12 protein-coding genes are annotated in these 13348 nt (G+C 74.0%); 7 read left to right on the forward strand and 5 right to left on the reverse strand.

Annotated features, from left to right (window positions below):
• Nucleotides 1-212 precede the first annotated feature (212 nt).
• Nucleotides 213-950, reverse strand: a complete 738-nt coding sequence (yaaA, locus tag ACL03H_RS16195) for a peroxide stress protein YaaA (protein ID WP_412812074.1) — start codon at nucleotides 948-950, stop codon at nucleotides 213-215.
• A 153-nt stretch (nucleotides 951-1103) separates the two neighbouring features.
• On the opposite strand from yaaA, the gene ACL03H_RS16200 reads away from it, so the two are divergent.
• Nucleotides 1104-2852, forward strand: coding sequence for a proline--tRNA ligase (locus ACL03H_RS16200; RefSeq protein WP_412812075.1), 1749 nt, complete (start codon nucleotides 1104-1106; stop codon nucleotides 2850-2852).
• A 184-nt stretch (nucleotides 2853-3036) separates the two neighbouring features.
• Here ACL03H_RS16200 and ACL03H_RS16205 read toward each other — a convergent pair whose 3' ends face one another.
• Together ACL03H_RS16205 and ACL03H_RS16210 are read right to left on the reverse strand one after the other, a co-directional pair.
• Nucleotides 3037-3729, reverse strand: coding sequence for an HAD family hydrolase (locus ACL03H_RS16205; protein ID WP_412812076.1), 693 nt, complete (start codon nucleotides 3727-3729; stop codon nucleotides 3037-3039).
• 158 nt (nucleotides 3730-3887) lie between these two features.
• Complete coding sequence (locus ACL03H_RS16210) at nucleotides 3888-4298, reverse strand: YjbQ family protein (protein ID WP_412812077.1); 411 nt, start codon at nucleotides 4296-4298, stop codon at nucleotides 3888-3890.
• Nucleotides 4299-4372: 74 nt separating this feature from the next.
• Between ACL03H_RS16210 and ACL03H_RS16215 the strand changes: the two genes are divergently transcribed.
• Both ACL03H_RS16215 and ACL03H_RS16220 read left to right on the forward strand, forming a co-directional pair.
• A complete protein-coding gene (locus ACL03H_RS16215; RefSeq protein WP_412812078.1) occupies nucleotides 4373-5398 on the forward strand; it encodes an aminotransferase class V-fold PLP-dependent enzyme in 1026 nt (341 codons plus the stop codon).
• 99 nt (nucleotides 5399-5497) lie between these two features.
• Nucleotides 5498-6736 (forward strand): hypothetical protein, encoded by a 1239-nt coding sequence (locus ACL03H_RS16220; protein ID WP_412812079.1) that lies wholly within the window; start codon nucleotides 5498-5500, stop codon nucleotides 6734-6736.
• A gap of 42 nt (nucleotides 6737-6778) precedes the next feature.
• Here ACL03H_RS16220 and ACL03H_RS16225 read toward each other — a convergent pair whose 3' ends face one another.
• Together ACL03H_RS16225 and ACL03H_RS16230 are read right to left on the reverse strand one after the other, a co-directional pair.
• Nucleotides 6779-7237 carry a DUF4439 domain-containing protein gene (locus ACL03H_RS16225; protein WP_412812080.1) on the reverse strand — a complete coding sequence of 153 codons (459 nt, stop codon included), beginning with the start codon at nucleotides 7235-7237 and terminating at the stop codon, nucleotides 6779-6781.
• Nucleotides 7234-7734, reverse strand: coding sequence for a hypothetical protein (locus ACL03H_RS16230; protein WP_412812081.1), 501 nt, complete (start codon nucleotides 7732-7734; stop codon nucleotides 7234-7236). Before ACL03H_RS16230 ends, ACL03H_RS16225 begins: the two co-directional genes overlap by 4 nt.
• Before the next feature lie 266 nt (nucleotides 7735-8000).
• On the opposite strand from ACL03H_RS16230, the gene rimP reads away from it, so the two are divergent.
• From rimP to infB, 4 genes are all read left to right on the forward strand, one after another.
• Nucleotides 8001-8552: a ribosome maturation factor RimP gene (gene rimP, locus ACL03H_RS16235; RefSeq protein WP_412812082.1), complete on the forward strand. Its 552-nt coding sequence runs from the start codon at nucleotides 8001-8003 to the stop codon at nucleotides 8550-8552.
• Nucleotides 8549-9622 (forward strand): transcription termination factor NusA, encoded by a 1074-nt coding sequence (gene nusA / locus ACL03H_RS16240; protein ID WP_412812083.1) that lies wholly within the window; start codon nucleotides 8549-8551, stop codon nucleotides 9620-9622. Before rimP ends, nusA begins: the two co-directional genes overlap by 4 nt.
• The gene (locus tag ACL03H_RS16245; RefSeq protein WP_412812084.1) at nucleotides 9619-10095 is read left to right on the forward strand and encodes a YlxR family protein; all 477 of its coding nucleotides are present in this window, start codon (nucleotides 9619-9621) and stop codon (nucleotides 10093-10095) included. Before nusA ends, ACL03H_RS16245 begins: the two co-directional genes overlap by 4 nt.
• A 115-nt stretch (nucleotides 10096-10210) precedes the next feature.
• Entirely contained in the window at nucleotides 10211-13315 is a 3105-nt protein-coding gene (infB, locus tag ACL03H_RS16250; protein ID WP_412812085.1) for a translation initiation factor IF-2, read from the forward strand.
• Nucleotides 13316-13348: the final 33 nt, after the last annotated feature.

Below are 13348 nucleotides of genomic sequence, written 5' to 3' on the forward strand. Positions count from 1 at the left end.
GTACGGGAGCGGGCCGCTCGGTCGCGGCGATCCGACCTCGCCCGTCGGGTTCGTGCCCGGGAGGGCGGGGTGTCCGATGCGGACCGAAGTCTAACCGATGTGGTCACGGGTCCGAGTCGCCGGGGCTCGTCTTCAAGATCAACTAGGGTCGCGCGGCGTGTCGCGGCGGACGCGCCGGGTGAGCGTCCGCGACGACCACGACCTGCGGCGGATCAGTTCGGGACCACCGCGCACAGGCCGCGCTCGGACTCCTGCTCGACCTGGAGACCGGCCGCGCGGGTGAGCCGCAGCACGTCCGTCGCGTCCGAGGGCTCGGCCGGGGCGGTGGCCAGGATCCGCGCCAGGCGGCCCTTGTGGGACTTGTTGTGGTGGCTGACGACCTTGCGGCTGCCGTCGGCGGCCTCCGAGAGCACCCGCACCGAGACCGCGCCCGGCACGCGCGCCAGTTCCGCGTACGCCCCGGAGCGCAGGTCCACCACGAACTCCGCCGCCTCCCGCAGCACCGGCTCCAGCACCGGCCGCCACACCGTGCGCAGCCCGCCGAACCCGGGCAGCGCGCTGCCCGCCGAGAGCCGGTAGGCCGGGATCCGGTCGGTGCCGCGCACCAGCCCGAACAGCGCCGATCCGACCGCCAGCCGCGCGTCCGCGCGAGACCGCTCCGGCGCGGGCAGCGATCCGACGTCCAGCGCGTCGAACAGCACCCCGGTGTAGCGCTCCAGGGCGGGAGCGGTGGGCGCGTCGAACAGCGCCGCGTTGCGCTCCAGCTCGCCGGCCTGGCGCGTCGACAACCCCAGCGCCGCCAGGCCCGCCTCCCCGGACAGGCCGCGCACCGCCTCGGCGAGCTCGCGCCGGGTGGGCGTCAGCTCCGGGTGCGACAGGTCGTCCAGGTCCAGGGCGGGACCGGAACCGCCGGGGGCCTTGGTCTCGGAAGGAGGCAGCAGCACCAGCACGATCGGCCAGGGTAGTGACCCCCCGCGGGGCCCCGGAGATCGCCCGCCGCCCGGTAATCCGCTGGCCACCACCCGGAGCGGGGTCGATACCCTCCCAGGATCGCGCCGCCGCCGCGCGCGGACCCCGCCGAGCCAGCACGAGGAGCGCCCGCTGTGATCACGAGGATGTCGACGTTGTTCTTGCGTACCCTGCGCGAGGATCCGGCCGACGCCGAGGTGCCGAGCCACAAGCTGCTCGTGCGCGCCGGGTACGTGCGCCGCGTCGCCCCGGGCGTCTACTCCTGGCTGCCGCTGGGCCTGCGCGTGCTGCGCCACGTCGAGGAGGTCGTCCGGCAGGAGATGGACGCCATCGGCGCCCAGGAGATCCACTTCCCCGCGCTGCTGCCGCGCGAGCCCTACGAGCAGTCGAACCGCTGGACCGAGTACGGCCCGCTGCTGTTCCGGCTCAAGGACCGCAAGAACGCCGACTACCTGCTGGGTCCGACGCACGAGGAGCTGTTCACCCTCACCGTCAAGGGCGAGTACAACTCCTACAAGGACTACCCGGTGATCCTCTACCAGGTGCAGACCAAGTACCGGGACGAGGAGCGTCCCCGCGCGGGCATCCTGCGCGGCCGGGAGTTCGTCATGAAGGACTCCTACTCCTTCGACGTCGACGACGAGGGCCTGGCCAAGTCCTACCAGCTGCACCGGGACGCCTACGTCCGGATCTTCGACCGGCTCGGGCTGCGCTACGTCGTCGTCGCGGCCACCTCCGGTGCGATGGGCGGATCCGCCTCCGAGGAGTTCCTCGCCGAGAGCCCCACGGGCGAGGACACCTTCGTGCGCAGCACCGGCTCCGGCTACGCCGCGAACGTCGAGGCCGTCGTCACCCCGGCGCCCCCGGCCGAGCCCATCGAGGGCAAGCCCGCCGCGCAGGTGCACGACACACCGGACACGCCGACCATCGAGACCCTGGTCGCGCACCTCAACGCCGCCGGGCTGGGGCGCGAGTTCACCGCCGCCGACACGCTGAAGAACGTGCTGGTCAAGACGCGCGAGCCCGGCGCCGAGGACTGGAAGCTGCTGGCCGTGGCGGTGCCCGGGGACCGCGAGGTGGACTTCAAGCGCCTCGAGGCCGCGGTGGAGCCCGCCGAGGTCGCGCTCGTCGACGAGGCCGACTTCGCCGCGAACCCGTTCCTGGTGAAGGGCTACATCGGACCGAAGGCGCTGCAGGACAACGGGATCCGCTACCTCGTCGACCCGCGCGTCGTGCCCGGCACCGCCTGGGTGACCGGGGCCGACGAGACCGGTCGCCACGTGGTCGACCTGGTGTGCGGCCGGGACTTCACCCCGGACGGCACCATCGAGGCCGCCGAGGTCCGCGAGGGCGACGCCGCCCCCGACGGCGGCGGCACCCTGGTCGCGGCCCGGGGCATCGAGATCGGGCACATCTTCCAGCTCGGCCGCAAGTACGCCGACGCCTTCGGGCTGGACGCCCTCGGCCAGGACGGCAAGCCCAAGCGGATCACGATGGGCTCGTACGGCATCGGGGTGTCCCGCCTGGTCGCTTCGATCGCCGAGCAGAGCCACGACGAGCTCGGCCTGGTGTGGCCGCGCGTGGTGGCGCCCGCCGACGTGCACGTGGTCATCGCGGGCAAGGACGAGACCGTCCGCGAGGGCGGCGAGCGGCTGGCCGCCGAGCTCGACGGCGCCGGGGTGCGGGTGCTGCTCGACGACCGCACCGCCTCGCCGGGCGTGAAGTTCGCCGACGCCGAACTCGTGGGCGTGCCCACGATCCTCGTCGTCGGCAAGGGACTCGCCAAGGGCGTCGTCGAGGTCAAGGACCGCGCCACCGGCGAGCGGGAGGAGATCGCGGTGGACTCCGCCGTCGAACACCTCGTCAAGCTCGTCCGGGGCTGAGCCCGTCGCCCCCGGCCCGCGCGGCGGGTCGGGGGCGACCCGGCGCGACCCCGCGTCCGCCGCGGCTTGCCGCGCGTTCAGCCGCGCCGGGGGCGTCCGGCCGCCGACGACGTGACGAGCGGGCCACCTCGGTCCTCCGCGCTCCGCGCGTGGCGCAGGAGACCCCCGGACGCCGTCCCGCGGATCAACCGCGCACGGCGGTGAGCACGGCCTCGGTGTCGGTGAGGTCCGGCAGCACGACGTGGGCCCCGGCCTCGCGGAGGGACCGCTCGTCGCTGCGGCCGGAGGCGACGCCGATCGCCACGGCGCCGTGGTGCAGCGCGCCCGCCACGTCGCGCGGGGTGTCGCCGACGACCACCACCGACTCCGGGGGGAACTCGGTGCCGTGCTTGGCGCCCGCCTTCGCGACCGCGGTGCTGATCAGGTCGTGCCGGTGCCGCGACTCGGCGCCGAAGCCGCCGATGCCGAAGTCGACGTGCCGGTGCAGGCCGAAGGCGTCGAGCTTGTGGAACGCGACCTCGGGCAGGTTGCCGGTGACGAGCGTCTGCACCACCCCGGGCACCTCCGCCAGCGCGTCCAGCGCCCGCGCCGCCCCCGGCATCGCGGCGCCGCGCAAGGAGAGCACGTCGCGGTCGGCGAGCACGACGGAGACGAGCGCGTCGAACATGGCCCGCACGGTGTCCTCGGCGGCGTCGATGTCGTGCGCCGCGAGCACCTCACCGGTGATCGCCAGCTCCGTCTTGCCCGCCATGTCCGGCACGTGCCGCATCGCCACGCCCGTGACCTCGGCCAGCACTCGCCGGTACCAGTCGACGCCGATGCTCCGCGCGTCGATCAGCGTCAGATCCACGTCCCACAGCACCAGTCGGGCGGTCATGGCCCCATCCTGACACGCGGCGCGCATCTCATGATCAAGATGTGCGGCGTTCCCGCGTCCGCGACCACCTCGCGGCGGCGAAGGCGGCCCGCGAGGCGGGAGTCCGCTCGACCCCGCGGGCCGAATCGATCCGCGCGCCCGGCGAGCCCGGATCCGGGTCAGCCGGGCAGGAAGCTCAGCCGGACCCGCCGCACCGGGTTGTCCACGTTCGTGTCGACCAGGCACACCGATTGCCAGGTGCCCAGCGCCATCCGCCCCTCCAGCACCGGAACCGTCGCGTAGGGCGGCACCAGCGCGGGCAGCACGTGGTCCCGGCCGTGGCCGGGGGACCCGTGCCGGTGCCGCCACCGCCCGTCGGCGGGCAGCAGCTCCCGCAGCTGCGCCAGCAGGTCCTCGTCGCTGCCCGCCCCGGTCTCCAGCACCGCCAGGCCCGCCGTGGCGTGCGGCACCCACACGTTGAGCAGGCCGTCCTCGGCGCCCGCCGACCGCAGGAACCGGTCGCACTCGGCGCCCAGGTCGTAGACCACCTCGATCGAACCGGTCCGGATCTCCACTTCCTCACTCCGCATGGCGCCACCGTAGAGCGCCGGATCCACCCGCCGACCTCTGGCGCGCCGACCCCGACATCGATGAGGATCGCGGTATGCGCACCGCGTTCGGCCTCACCTTCGACGTCCCCGACGGCTACCTCAACACCGCGAGCATCGGGGTCCCGCCCACCGATGCGGTGGAGGCCGTCGCCGCCGCCGTCGCGACCTGGGGCGCGGGCGGCGCCCAGCCGACTGATTTCGACGCCGACACCGACGCGGGCCGGGAGCTGTTCGCCCGGTTCGTCGGTGTGCCCGCCGACCGGGTGGCCGTCGGCGCCACCATCTCCCAGCTCGTCGGGATCATCGCCGCCGACCTGCCCGACGGCGCCCGGGTCCTCGTCGCCGAGGACGAGTTCACCAGCGTCAGCTTCCCGTTCGCCGCCCAGGCGGACCGCGGCGTCCGCGTCGAGGAGGTCCCGCTCGACGCGATCCCGGAGAAGGCCGCGGACCACGACCTCGTGGCGGTGAGCGTCGTGCAGTCCGCCGACGGAGGACTGGTCGACCTCGACGCGCTGCGCGACGCGGTGCGGAACCGGCCGACCCGGGTGCTCCTCGACGTCACCCAGGCCGCGGGCTGGCTCCCGATGGAGCTCGGCTGGGCCGATCACGTCGTCGGAACGGGCTACAAGTGGCTGCTCGCGCCGCGCGGTGCCGCCTGGCTCGCCCAGCACCCCGAGGCGCCCGCGCCCCGGCCGAGCCACGCCAACTGGTACGCCGGGGGCGGGATGGACAGCATCTACGGACTCCCGCTGCGGCAGGCCCCCGGCGGACGCGGGCTCGACCTGTCGCCCGCGTGGCTGGCGCAGGTCGGTGCTGCCGCCTCGATGCGCGCGCTCGCCGGGCTCGACCTGGCGCGGGTGCGCGCGCACTGCGCGGGCCTGGCCGACCGGGTGCGCGCCGAACTCGGAGCCGCGCCCGAAGGCTCCGCGATCGTGAGCGTCCCCGGGGAGGACGCCGCCCGCCGGCTCACCGAGGCGGGCATCGTCTGCGCCTCCCGAGCGGGCAAGGCGCGGCTCGCGTTCCACCTGTACAACACCGAGGCCGACGTGGAGCTGGTGCTGCGCGCGTTGCGGGGCTGAGCAGCCGTAACGTCTCCGCTGCGCACGTGCTGTTCTGCGCGGGATCCACAACCGCTACCGTTAGTGCTCGTGCCGGACCCACAAGGTGCACCCGAAGAGATGACAGGCTCGCCGCAGAACGCGCAGCGAGCTGACACTGCGCCGCTGCGGCGCGACAACTCCCGGGTGAACCAGGAGCACCGCAGCGCCTCCGCGACGGACTTCAGCGCGGGCACCCTCGGCGGTCCCGGCGAGACCACCCGTCCCGCGTTCCAGCAACCGGCCGCGGCAGCCCAGCAACCGGCCGCGGCAGCCCAGCAAGGGGCCCAGCAGCCGACTTCCCAGCACCCGACCGGGGGGCAGGCCGCGAGCGGCCCGCACACCCCGCACGGGGGAGTGCCGCACGCCCAGCAGGCGCCTGGCACGTACGTCCAGCACCAGCCGACCCAGCAGCACCAGGGCGGCTGGGGCGCTCCGCACGGTGCGCAGCACCCGCCTCAGCAGGCCTACGGTCAGCCCTACGGCGCCGCGCAGCAGTACCCGCAGCAGGGCTACGGCCAGCAGGCCGCGCCGCACGGCGGTGCCCAGCAGGGCGGGATGCAGCAGGGCGGAGCGGTGCAGCAGGGCGGGATGCAGCAGGGCGGGCCACCCCAGAACACCCGGCAGAGCGCGGGAGCCCCCGGATCCGGCCAGCGCGGCCCCGCGGACGGCCGGCGGGAGTCCGGCGGGTCCCGACCCGCGACCGGCCTGGCCGGCACCTCGATCACGCCCGTCGGCTGGGCGCTGCGCGGTCTGGTGCTGGTCGGCGTGGCAGTGGTGTCCGGACTGGTGTGGATGCTCATCCAACCGTCCGGCCCGACCGAGGAGGAGGCGGCGCAGGACCCCGGCAAGCCCGGGACGCCGACGACGCAGAACCAGTTCACCGTCGAGCTGCGCGAGGAAGGCCAGCAGGGCTGCGCCAACGTCTCCACCGGCAAGATCAAGGAGTTCTTCGGCGACTACGGCTGCGAGCACCTCACCCGGGCGCTCTACACCACGACGCTCCCGGACGGGCAGCGCGTGCTCACCTCCGTGGTGACCGTCCGGATGGCCGACTCGGGAGCTGCGGCGCAGCTCAACGAGCTGGTCACCCGGGACAACACCGGGAACGTGATGGACCTCGTCTCGGCGGGGCGCGATCTGCCCGACGACTTCCCGGGGCTCAGCAGCGACGTCGGCTACTACTCCGAGCAGCAGGACCGGCTCGTGGTGGTCGGCGAGTCCGGCTACTTCTCCCAGCCCGACAACTACGAGGACCAGCGGCTCACCGAGGTCACCCGCGACGCGCTGCGCCTCGGCTGGCCCCAGGACAGCGGCTGACCGGACCGGCGGGCGTCCCGTCCCGCGCGAGCCGGGCGGGCGTCAGGGCTTGCCGGGCTCGGGCTCGGCGGCCGGGGTCTGCCCGATCGTGAGTCGCCAGCGGGTCGCCCGGGTCGCCGCCGTGGTCAGCGCGCCCAGCGCGGTGCGGCGCACCGCCGGGTCCGCGTCCGGTTCGGTCCGCTCCAGCACCGCGCGCCAGCCGATCTGGCAATCCCGCTCCGCCGCGATCAGCGCGCGGATCGCCGAGCCCTCGTCGGTGACCGGGTCCGGCAGCGAGTACGCGGGCGAGGCCGCCGGGGGAGCGGCCCCGGTGCCGCGGATCACCCGCTGCGCCTCGTCCCGGTGCCGCTCGTGCACCCCGGTGGCCTCCTCGACCGCGGCGCGCACCTGCTCGCCGGAGACGAACGCCGTCACCAGCTCGTAGGTCCACACCGCCGCGTTCTCGGCCCGCAGCGCGGAGTTCAGCGCGGCCGCGGCCTCCTCGGTCAGCTCCTCGCTCATGCCAGCACCTCCGCCAGGCTCGCGCAGCTCGCCGAGATCGATCCGGTCAGGCCGCTGCGATAGCCCGGCAGGCCCGGGCACAGCTTCGCCGCGTCCTGCTCGGCCGCGGCGAGGGAACGCCGCAGCGCGGCCTTCGCCTCCTCCGGCGCGGCGGGCACCTGCGCGGCCGGGGGCCGCCGCCGCTGCTGGTCGGGATCCGGTGGGTCCAACCGGTCCACCTCCCGCTGCAGCAGCCGCGCGTGCTCGGTCCGGATCCGCTCCACGGCTTCCGCGCCCGCCCTCAGGTCCTGATGCGCGTTCGCGACACCGCGCGCCAGCTCGGCGTCCGCGCGGGCGGCGTCGGCGAGGGCCCGCAGCGGGTCCGGCGCCTCCTCGCCACCGGCGCACCCGGCGGTCAGCGCGGCCGCCGCCGGCAGCGCCACCAGCAGCCGCAACACCGCGCGGCGACCGGGCCGCGCCGACCCGATCGGGTGAAGGTAGGAGAAGGGTGCTCGCACGCTGATCCATCCTGCCAGGCAGGTGCCCGCGCGCGGCGACGGCCCGCAGGGAGGCCATGCCGCGCCGGGCGCGGAACCGACCAGATAAGCTGGACGACCGCGGCCAGCGCGCCCCGCGCCGGACGCGGGTTTCGCGAGCCCGTCCGAAGTCGGCGCCGCCCCGCTGGGCGTCGCCGGACCGCACCGATCGGTCCGGCCCGATCACCTCGGAAACGACCCGATCACCCCGGAGCAACCCGATCATCCCCGAATCAAGGAGTGCCAACGTGTCCAGCCCGCCGCGCGATGAGGCCGTCGCGCTGCTGGAGCCCGTCGTCGCCGACGCCGTGTCCGCCGCCGGTTTCGACCTCGAGGAACTCGACGTGCAGCAGGCGGGCAGACGCCGCCTGGTGAAGGTCGTCGTGGACTCCGACGACGGGGTGAGCCTCGACGAGGTCTCCGAGCTCAGCCGTGCCGTGTCGCAGGTGCTGGACGCGCACGAGCACGTCCTCGCCGGGGCGTACACCCTCGAGGTGACGTCGCCCGGGACCGACCGCCCGCTGACCCGGCCGCGGCACTGGCGCCGCGCCCGGCACCGGCTGGTCAAGATCAAGCTCACCGCCGGCGGCGAGCTCACCGCGCGCGTCGGCGCCGCCGGTGAGGAGACCGTGCAGGTGCTGGCGGAGCAGCAGGTCCGCGAGCTCGCCTACCGCGACGTGGAGCGCGCGGTGGTCGAGGTGGAATTCCAGCAGCCACCGGCGCAGGACCTGATCCTGCTCAAGCGGGCGGCCGACGGCCCGGAAGGCGACGACCGGGAAGACACGGAGGAGTCGAGGTGAACGTCGACATCGCCGCGCTGCGAGCGATCGAACGCGACAAGGACATCCCGTTCGAGACGGTCCTGGAAGCGATCGAATCAGCGCTGCTGACGGCCTACCGGCACACCGAGGGGCACCAGCAGCACGCCCGGGTGGAGGTGGACCGCAAGACCGGTGTGGTGCGCGTGCTCGCGCACACCCTGGACGACGAGGGCGCGGTCGCGGAGGAGTGGGACGACACGCCCGAGGGCTTCGGCCGGATCGCGGCGACCACCGCCCGGCAGGTCATCCTGCAGCGGCTGCGCGACGCCGAGCACGAGCGCACCTTCGGGGAGTTCTCCACCAAGGAGGGCGAGATCCTCGGCGGGCTCGTGCAGCGCGACGCCAAGGCCAACTCGCGCGGCATGGTGATCGTCCAGGTCGGTGACAGCGAGGGCGTCATCCCCGCCGCCGAGCAGGTCCCGGGCGAGCGCTACGAGCACGGGATGCGGGTCAAGTGCTACGTCGTGGGCGTCTCCCGCAGCGCCCGGGGACCGCAGATCACTCTGTCCCGCACCCACCCCAACCTGGTGCGGCGCCTGTTCGCGCTGGAGGTCCCGGAGATCGCCGACGGCACCGTCGAGATCCCGGCGGTCGCCCGCGAGGCCGGCCACCGCTCCAAGATCGCGGTGCGTTCCACCGTCAGCGGGGTCAACGCCAAGGGCGCCTGCATCGGCCCGATGGGCTCGCGGGTGCGCAACGTGATGAGCGAGCTGGGGGGTGAGAAGATCGACATCATCGACTTCTCGGAGGACCCGGCGACGTTCGTCGGCAACGCGCTCTCCCCGGCCAAGGTGATCTCCGTCGAGGTCGTCGACGAGCGCGCCAAGACCGCGCGAGTCGTGGTGCCCGACTTCCAGCTCTCGCTGGCGATCGGCAAGGAGGGGCAGAACGCCCGCTTGGCGGCGCGGCTCACCGGCTGGCGGATCGACATCCGCAGCGACGCCGACCCCACCGCGCCCACCACGTCGGCCGGGCAGGCGGTCCCGCCACCCGCGGCCGGACCGGGCGCGGGCTCCGACGAGCTGCCCGCGGTCGGAACCGCGGAATGAGCCCGCGGCGGCCGGTCCTGGCACCGGCCGCCGCCTCCGTGCCGGACTCGGATACGAGCACCGGCGGCAACGGGTTAGAATCATTGGTGGCTCGACGCGAGGGAGCGGGAATCCACACGAAATCGTCCGGTGCGCGCGGCATCCGCCGCAGCTCAGAACCGGTGCGGACCTGTGTGGGGTGCCGCGTCCGAACGTCGGCCGCCGAGCTGCTGCGAGTGGTGGCCGAGGACGGCGTGCTCGTCCCCGACCCGCGGGGTCGGCGACCGGGTCGGGGAGCGTGGTTGCACCCCGATCCCCGCTGCCTCCGGCTCGCCGAGCGACGTCGGGCGTTCCCCCGAGCCCTCCGGGTGTCGGGGTCGCTGGACCTCTCCGCCGTGCGGGCACACGTGGATCCCGAACCGGGTTCCTGGACGCCTCCGGCGAGCGGCTCATCCCCAGACCGACGCGGGAACCTCCCGCGCGGAAGCAGTTGAAGGAAGCAGGTCGACCCGTCATGAATCAGCCGTGAAGCTGAAGACATGAACGCGCATCGGCGATAGGACGAGGTCGAGCGGGACTGCCGCCCGGCCTCACCAGATGAGGAGTGCAGTGGCAGGCAAGGCCCGCGTGCACGAGCTCGCGAAAGAGCTCGGTGTGACCAGCAAGGAAGTTCTCAACAAGCTCGCCGAGCAGGGCGAGTACGTCAAGTCGGCGTCGTCCACCGTGGAAGCCCCGGTGGCCCGTCGGCTCCGCGACGCGTACCCCAAGGCAGGCAAGCCGAACGGCCGCACCGGTGGCGCGAAGCCCGCGCCCCCGCGCAAGCCGGAGGGCCAGTCCGGCGAGGGTGCCCCCAAGCCCGGCCCCAAGCCGGGGCCGCGCCCGTCGGCGCCCGCTCCGCAGCCCGGTGGCCAGCAGGGCGGCCCGTCCGTCGGCGAGCAGCCCGGTGCCGGTGCGCCCAAGCCCGGCCCGAAGCCGGGTCCGAAGCCCGGGCCGAAGGCCCCCGCTCCGGAGACCACGCCGTTCGAGCAGGCACCCGCCGCGCAGGCGGCGCCCCAGCAGAGCGAGCCCCAGCAGGACGGTCAGCAGCGGCCCGCGGCGGCGCAGGGCGGCACGCCCGGCGCGGCCCCGCGTCCGGCCGGGCCCAAGCCCGGTCCCCGTCCCGGCCCGCGTCAGGAGTCCAAGCAGGGCGGCGACGCCGAGGGCACGGTCCCCCCGAAGCCGCAGGGCTCCAAGCCCAAGCCCGGCCCGCGCTCGCCGCGCGTCGGCAACAACCCCTTCGGCGTCGGCTCCGGTTCTCCGGCGCAGCGTCCCCCGCGGCCCGGTGGCGGCGCCGCTGGCGGGCAGCAGCGCCAGGGCGGCCAGGGCGGCCCGGGCCGCGGCGGCCCGGGGCAGCGCCCCGACCGCGGTGGTCAGGGTGGCGCGGGCAGCGCTCCGGCCGCCGGCTCCCCGGCTCCGCGCGGCGGTGGTGAGGGCGGTGGCAACCGGCCGAACCCGGGCATGATGCCGCCCCGGCCGAACCCCGGCATGATGCCGTCCCGCCCGGCCCGCTCCGGCGGTCCCGGTGGACCCGGTGGCGGTCGCGGTGGCGGTCGTCCCGGTGGCGGCCCCGGCGGTGGCCGTCCCGGTGGCGGTGCCGGCGGTGGCGGTCGTCCCGGTGGTGGCGGCGGCGGTTTCCGCGGCGGTCCCGGTGGCGGTGGCGGCGGCGCTCCCGCCGGTGGGCCCCCGGCCGGCGGTGGCTTCCGCGGTCGTCCGGGCGGCGGTGGCCGTCCCGGTGGTGGCGGTCGCGGTGGCGCGGCCGGTGCCTTCGGCCGTCCCGGTGGTCCGGCGCGTCGTGGCCGCAAGTCCAAGCGGCAGAAGCGCCAGGAGTACATGGACAACATGCAGGCGCCGTCGGTGGGCGGTGTCCGGCTCCCGCGCGGCAGCGGCGAGACGCTGCGGCTGCGCCGCGGTGCTTCGCTGACCGACTTCGCCGAGAAGATCAACGCCAACCCGGCCTCGCTGGTGCAGGCGATGTTCCACCTCGGTGAGATGGTCACCGCGACCCAGTCGGTCTCCGACGAGATCCTGGAGCTGCTCGGCCAGGAGATGAACTACCGGGTCGAGATGGTCAGCCCCGAGGACGAGGACCGGGAGCTGCTGGAGTCCTTCGACATCAACTTCGGCGACCCGGACAGCACCGAGGAGCAGCTGGCGGCCCGTCCGCCGGTCGTCACGGTCATGGGTCACGTCGACCACGGCAAGACCCGCCTGCTGGACACCATCCGGAAGGCGAACGTGCAGGCCGGCGAGGCCGGTGGGATCACCCAGCACATCGGTGCCTACCAGGTCGTGACCGAGCTGGAGGGCAACGAGCGCCCGATCACCTTCATCGACACCCCGGGTCACGAGGCGTTCACCGCCATGCGTGCCCGCGGTGCGAAGTCGACGGACATCGCCGTGCTGGTGGTCGCCGCCGACGACGGCGTCATGCCGCAGACGGTGGAGGCGATCAACCACTCGCAGGCCGCGGGCGTGCCGATCGTGGTGGCGGTCAACAAGATCGACGTCGAGGGCGCGAACCCCGACAAGATCCGCCAGCAGCTCACCGAGTACAACCTGGTGGCCGAGGAGTACGGCGGCGACACCATGTTCGTCGAGATCTCCGCCAAGCAGGGGACCAACATCGACGGTCTGCTGGAGGCGGTCCTGCTCACCGCGGACGCCGCGCTGGACCTCCGGGCCAACCCGAACATGGAGGCCCAGGGCGTCGCGATCGAGGCGCACCTGGACCGCGGTCGCGGCCCGGTGGCCACGGTGCTGGTGCAGCGCGGTTCGCTGCGGGTCGGTGACTCGATCGTCGCGGGCAACGCGCACGGCCGAGTCCGCCGGATGATCAACGAGCACGACGAGGACGTCACGGTGGCGACGCCGGCGCGACCGGTGCAGGTCATCGGTTTCACCTCGGTGCCCGGTGCCGGTGACACCTTCCTGGTGGTCGACGAGGACCGGGTGGCGCGGCAGATCGCCGACCGCCGCGGGGCTCGCATCCGGGAGGCGCAGAACGCCGCCAAGCGCAAGCGCGTCAGCCTCGAGGACCTGGACAAGGTGCTCAAGGAGACCAACCAGCTCAACCTGATCATCAAGGGTGACAACTCCGGTACCGTCGAGGCGCTGGAGGAGTCGCTCATGAAGATCGAGGTGGGCGAGGAGGTCGAGCTCCGCGTGATCCACCGCGGTGTCGGTGGCATCAACGAGTCCGACATCAACCTGGCGACCGCCGAGAACACCATCGTGCTGGGCTTCAACGTCCGCGCCGAGGGCAAGGCGGCCGAGGTCGCCAACCGCGAGGGCGTGGAGATCCGGTACTACTCGGTGATCTACCGGGCGATCGAGGAGATCGAGCAGGCGCTCAAGGGCATGCTCAAGCCGGAGTACGAGGAGGTCGAACTCGGCAGGGCTCAGGTCCGCGAGGTCTTCAAGTCCTCCAAGGTCGGCACGATCGCCGGTTGCATGGTCACCGAGGGCATCATGCGCCGGAACGCCAAGGCCCGGCTGATGCGCGACAGCGTGGTCGTCGCCGAGAACCTCAGCCTCAGCTCGCTGAAGCGGTTCAAGGACGACGCCACCGAGGTCCGCGACGGGTTCGAGTGCGGTCTCACGCTCGGCTCCTACTCCGACATCAAGGTCGACGACATGATCGAGACCTACGAGATGCGGGAGAAGCCGCGCAGCTGATCCGCTGCCGCCGGGGGTCGTCCGACGTGGACG

The sequence above is a fragment of the Saccharopolyspora antibiotica genome, from assembly GCF_047200635.1.
In the GTDB taxonomy this organism is placed as follows: Bacteria; Actinomycetota; Actinomycetes; order Mycobacteriales; family Pseudonocardiaceae; genus Saccharopolyspora_C.

Bases quoted from the DNA above. Each gene is read 5' to 3' on its own strand.
- ACL03H_RS16215 (WP_412812078.1), top strand. From the start codon at position 4,373: ATGCGCACCGCGTTCGGCCTCACCTTCGACGTCCCCGACGGCTACCTC.
- ACL03H_RS16220 (WP_412812079.1), top strand. From the start codon at position 5,498: ATGACAGGCTCGCCGCAGAACGCGCAGCGAGCTGACACTGCGCCGCTG.
- ACL03H_RS16205 (WP_412812076.1), bottom strand. From the start codon at position 3,729: ATGACCGCCCGACTGGTGCTGTGGGACGTGGATCTGACGCTGATCGAC.
- ACL03H_RS16225 (WP_412812080.1), bottom strand. From the start codon at position 7,237: ATGAGCGAGGAGCTGACCGAGGAGGCCGCGGCCGCGCTGAACTCCGCG.
- ACL03H_RS16245 (WP_412812084.1), top strand. From the start codon at position 9,619: ATGAGCCCGCGGCGGCCGGTCCTGGCACCGGCCGCCGCCTCCGTGCCG.
- ACL03H_RS16210 (WP_412812077.1), bottom strand. From the start codon at position 4,298: ATGCGGAGTGAGGAAGTGGAGATCCGGACCGGTTCGATCGAGGTGGTC.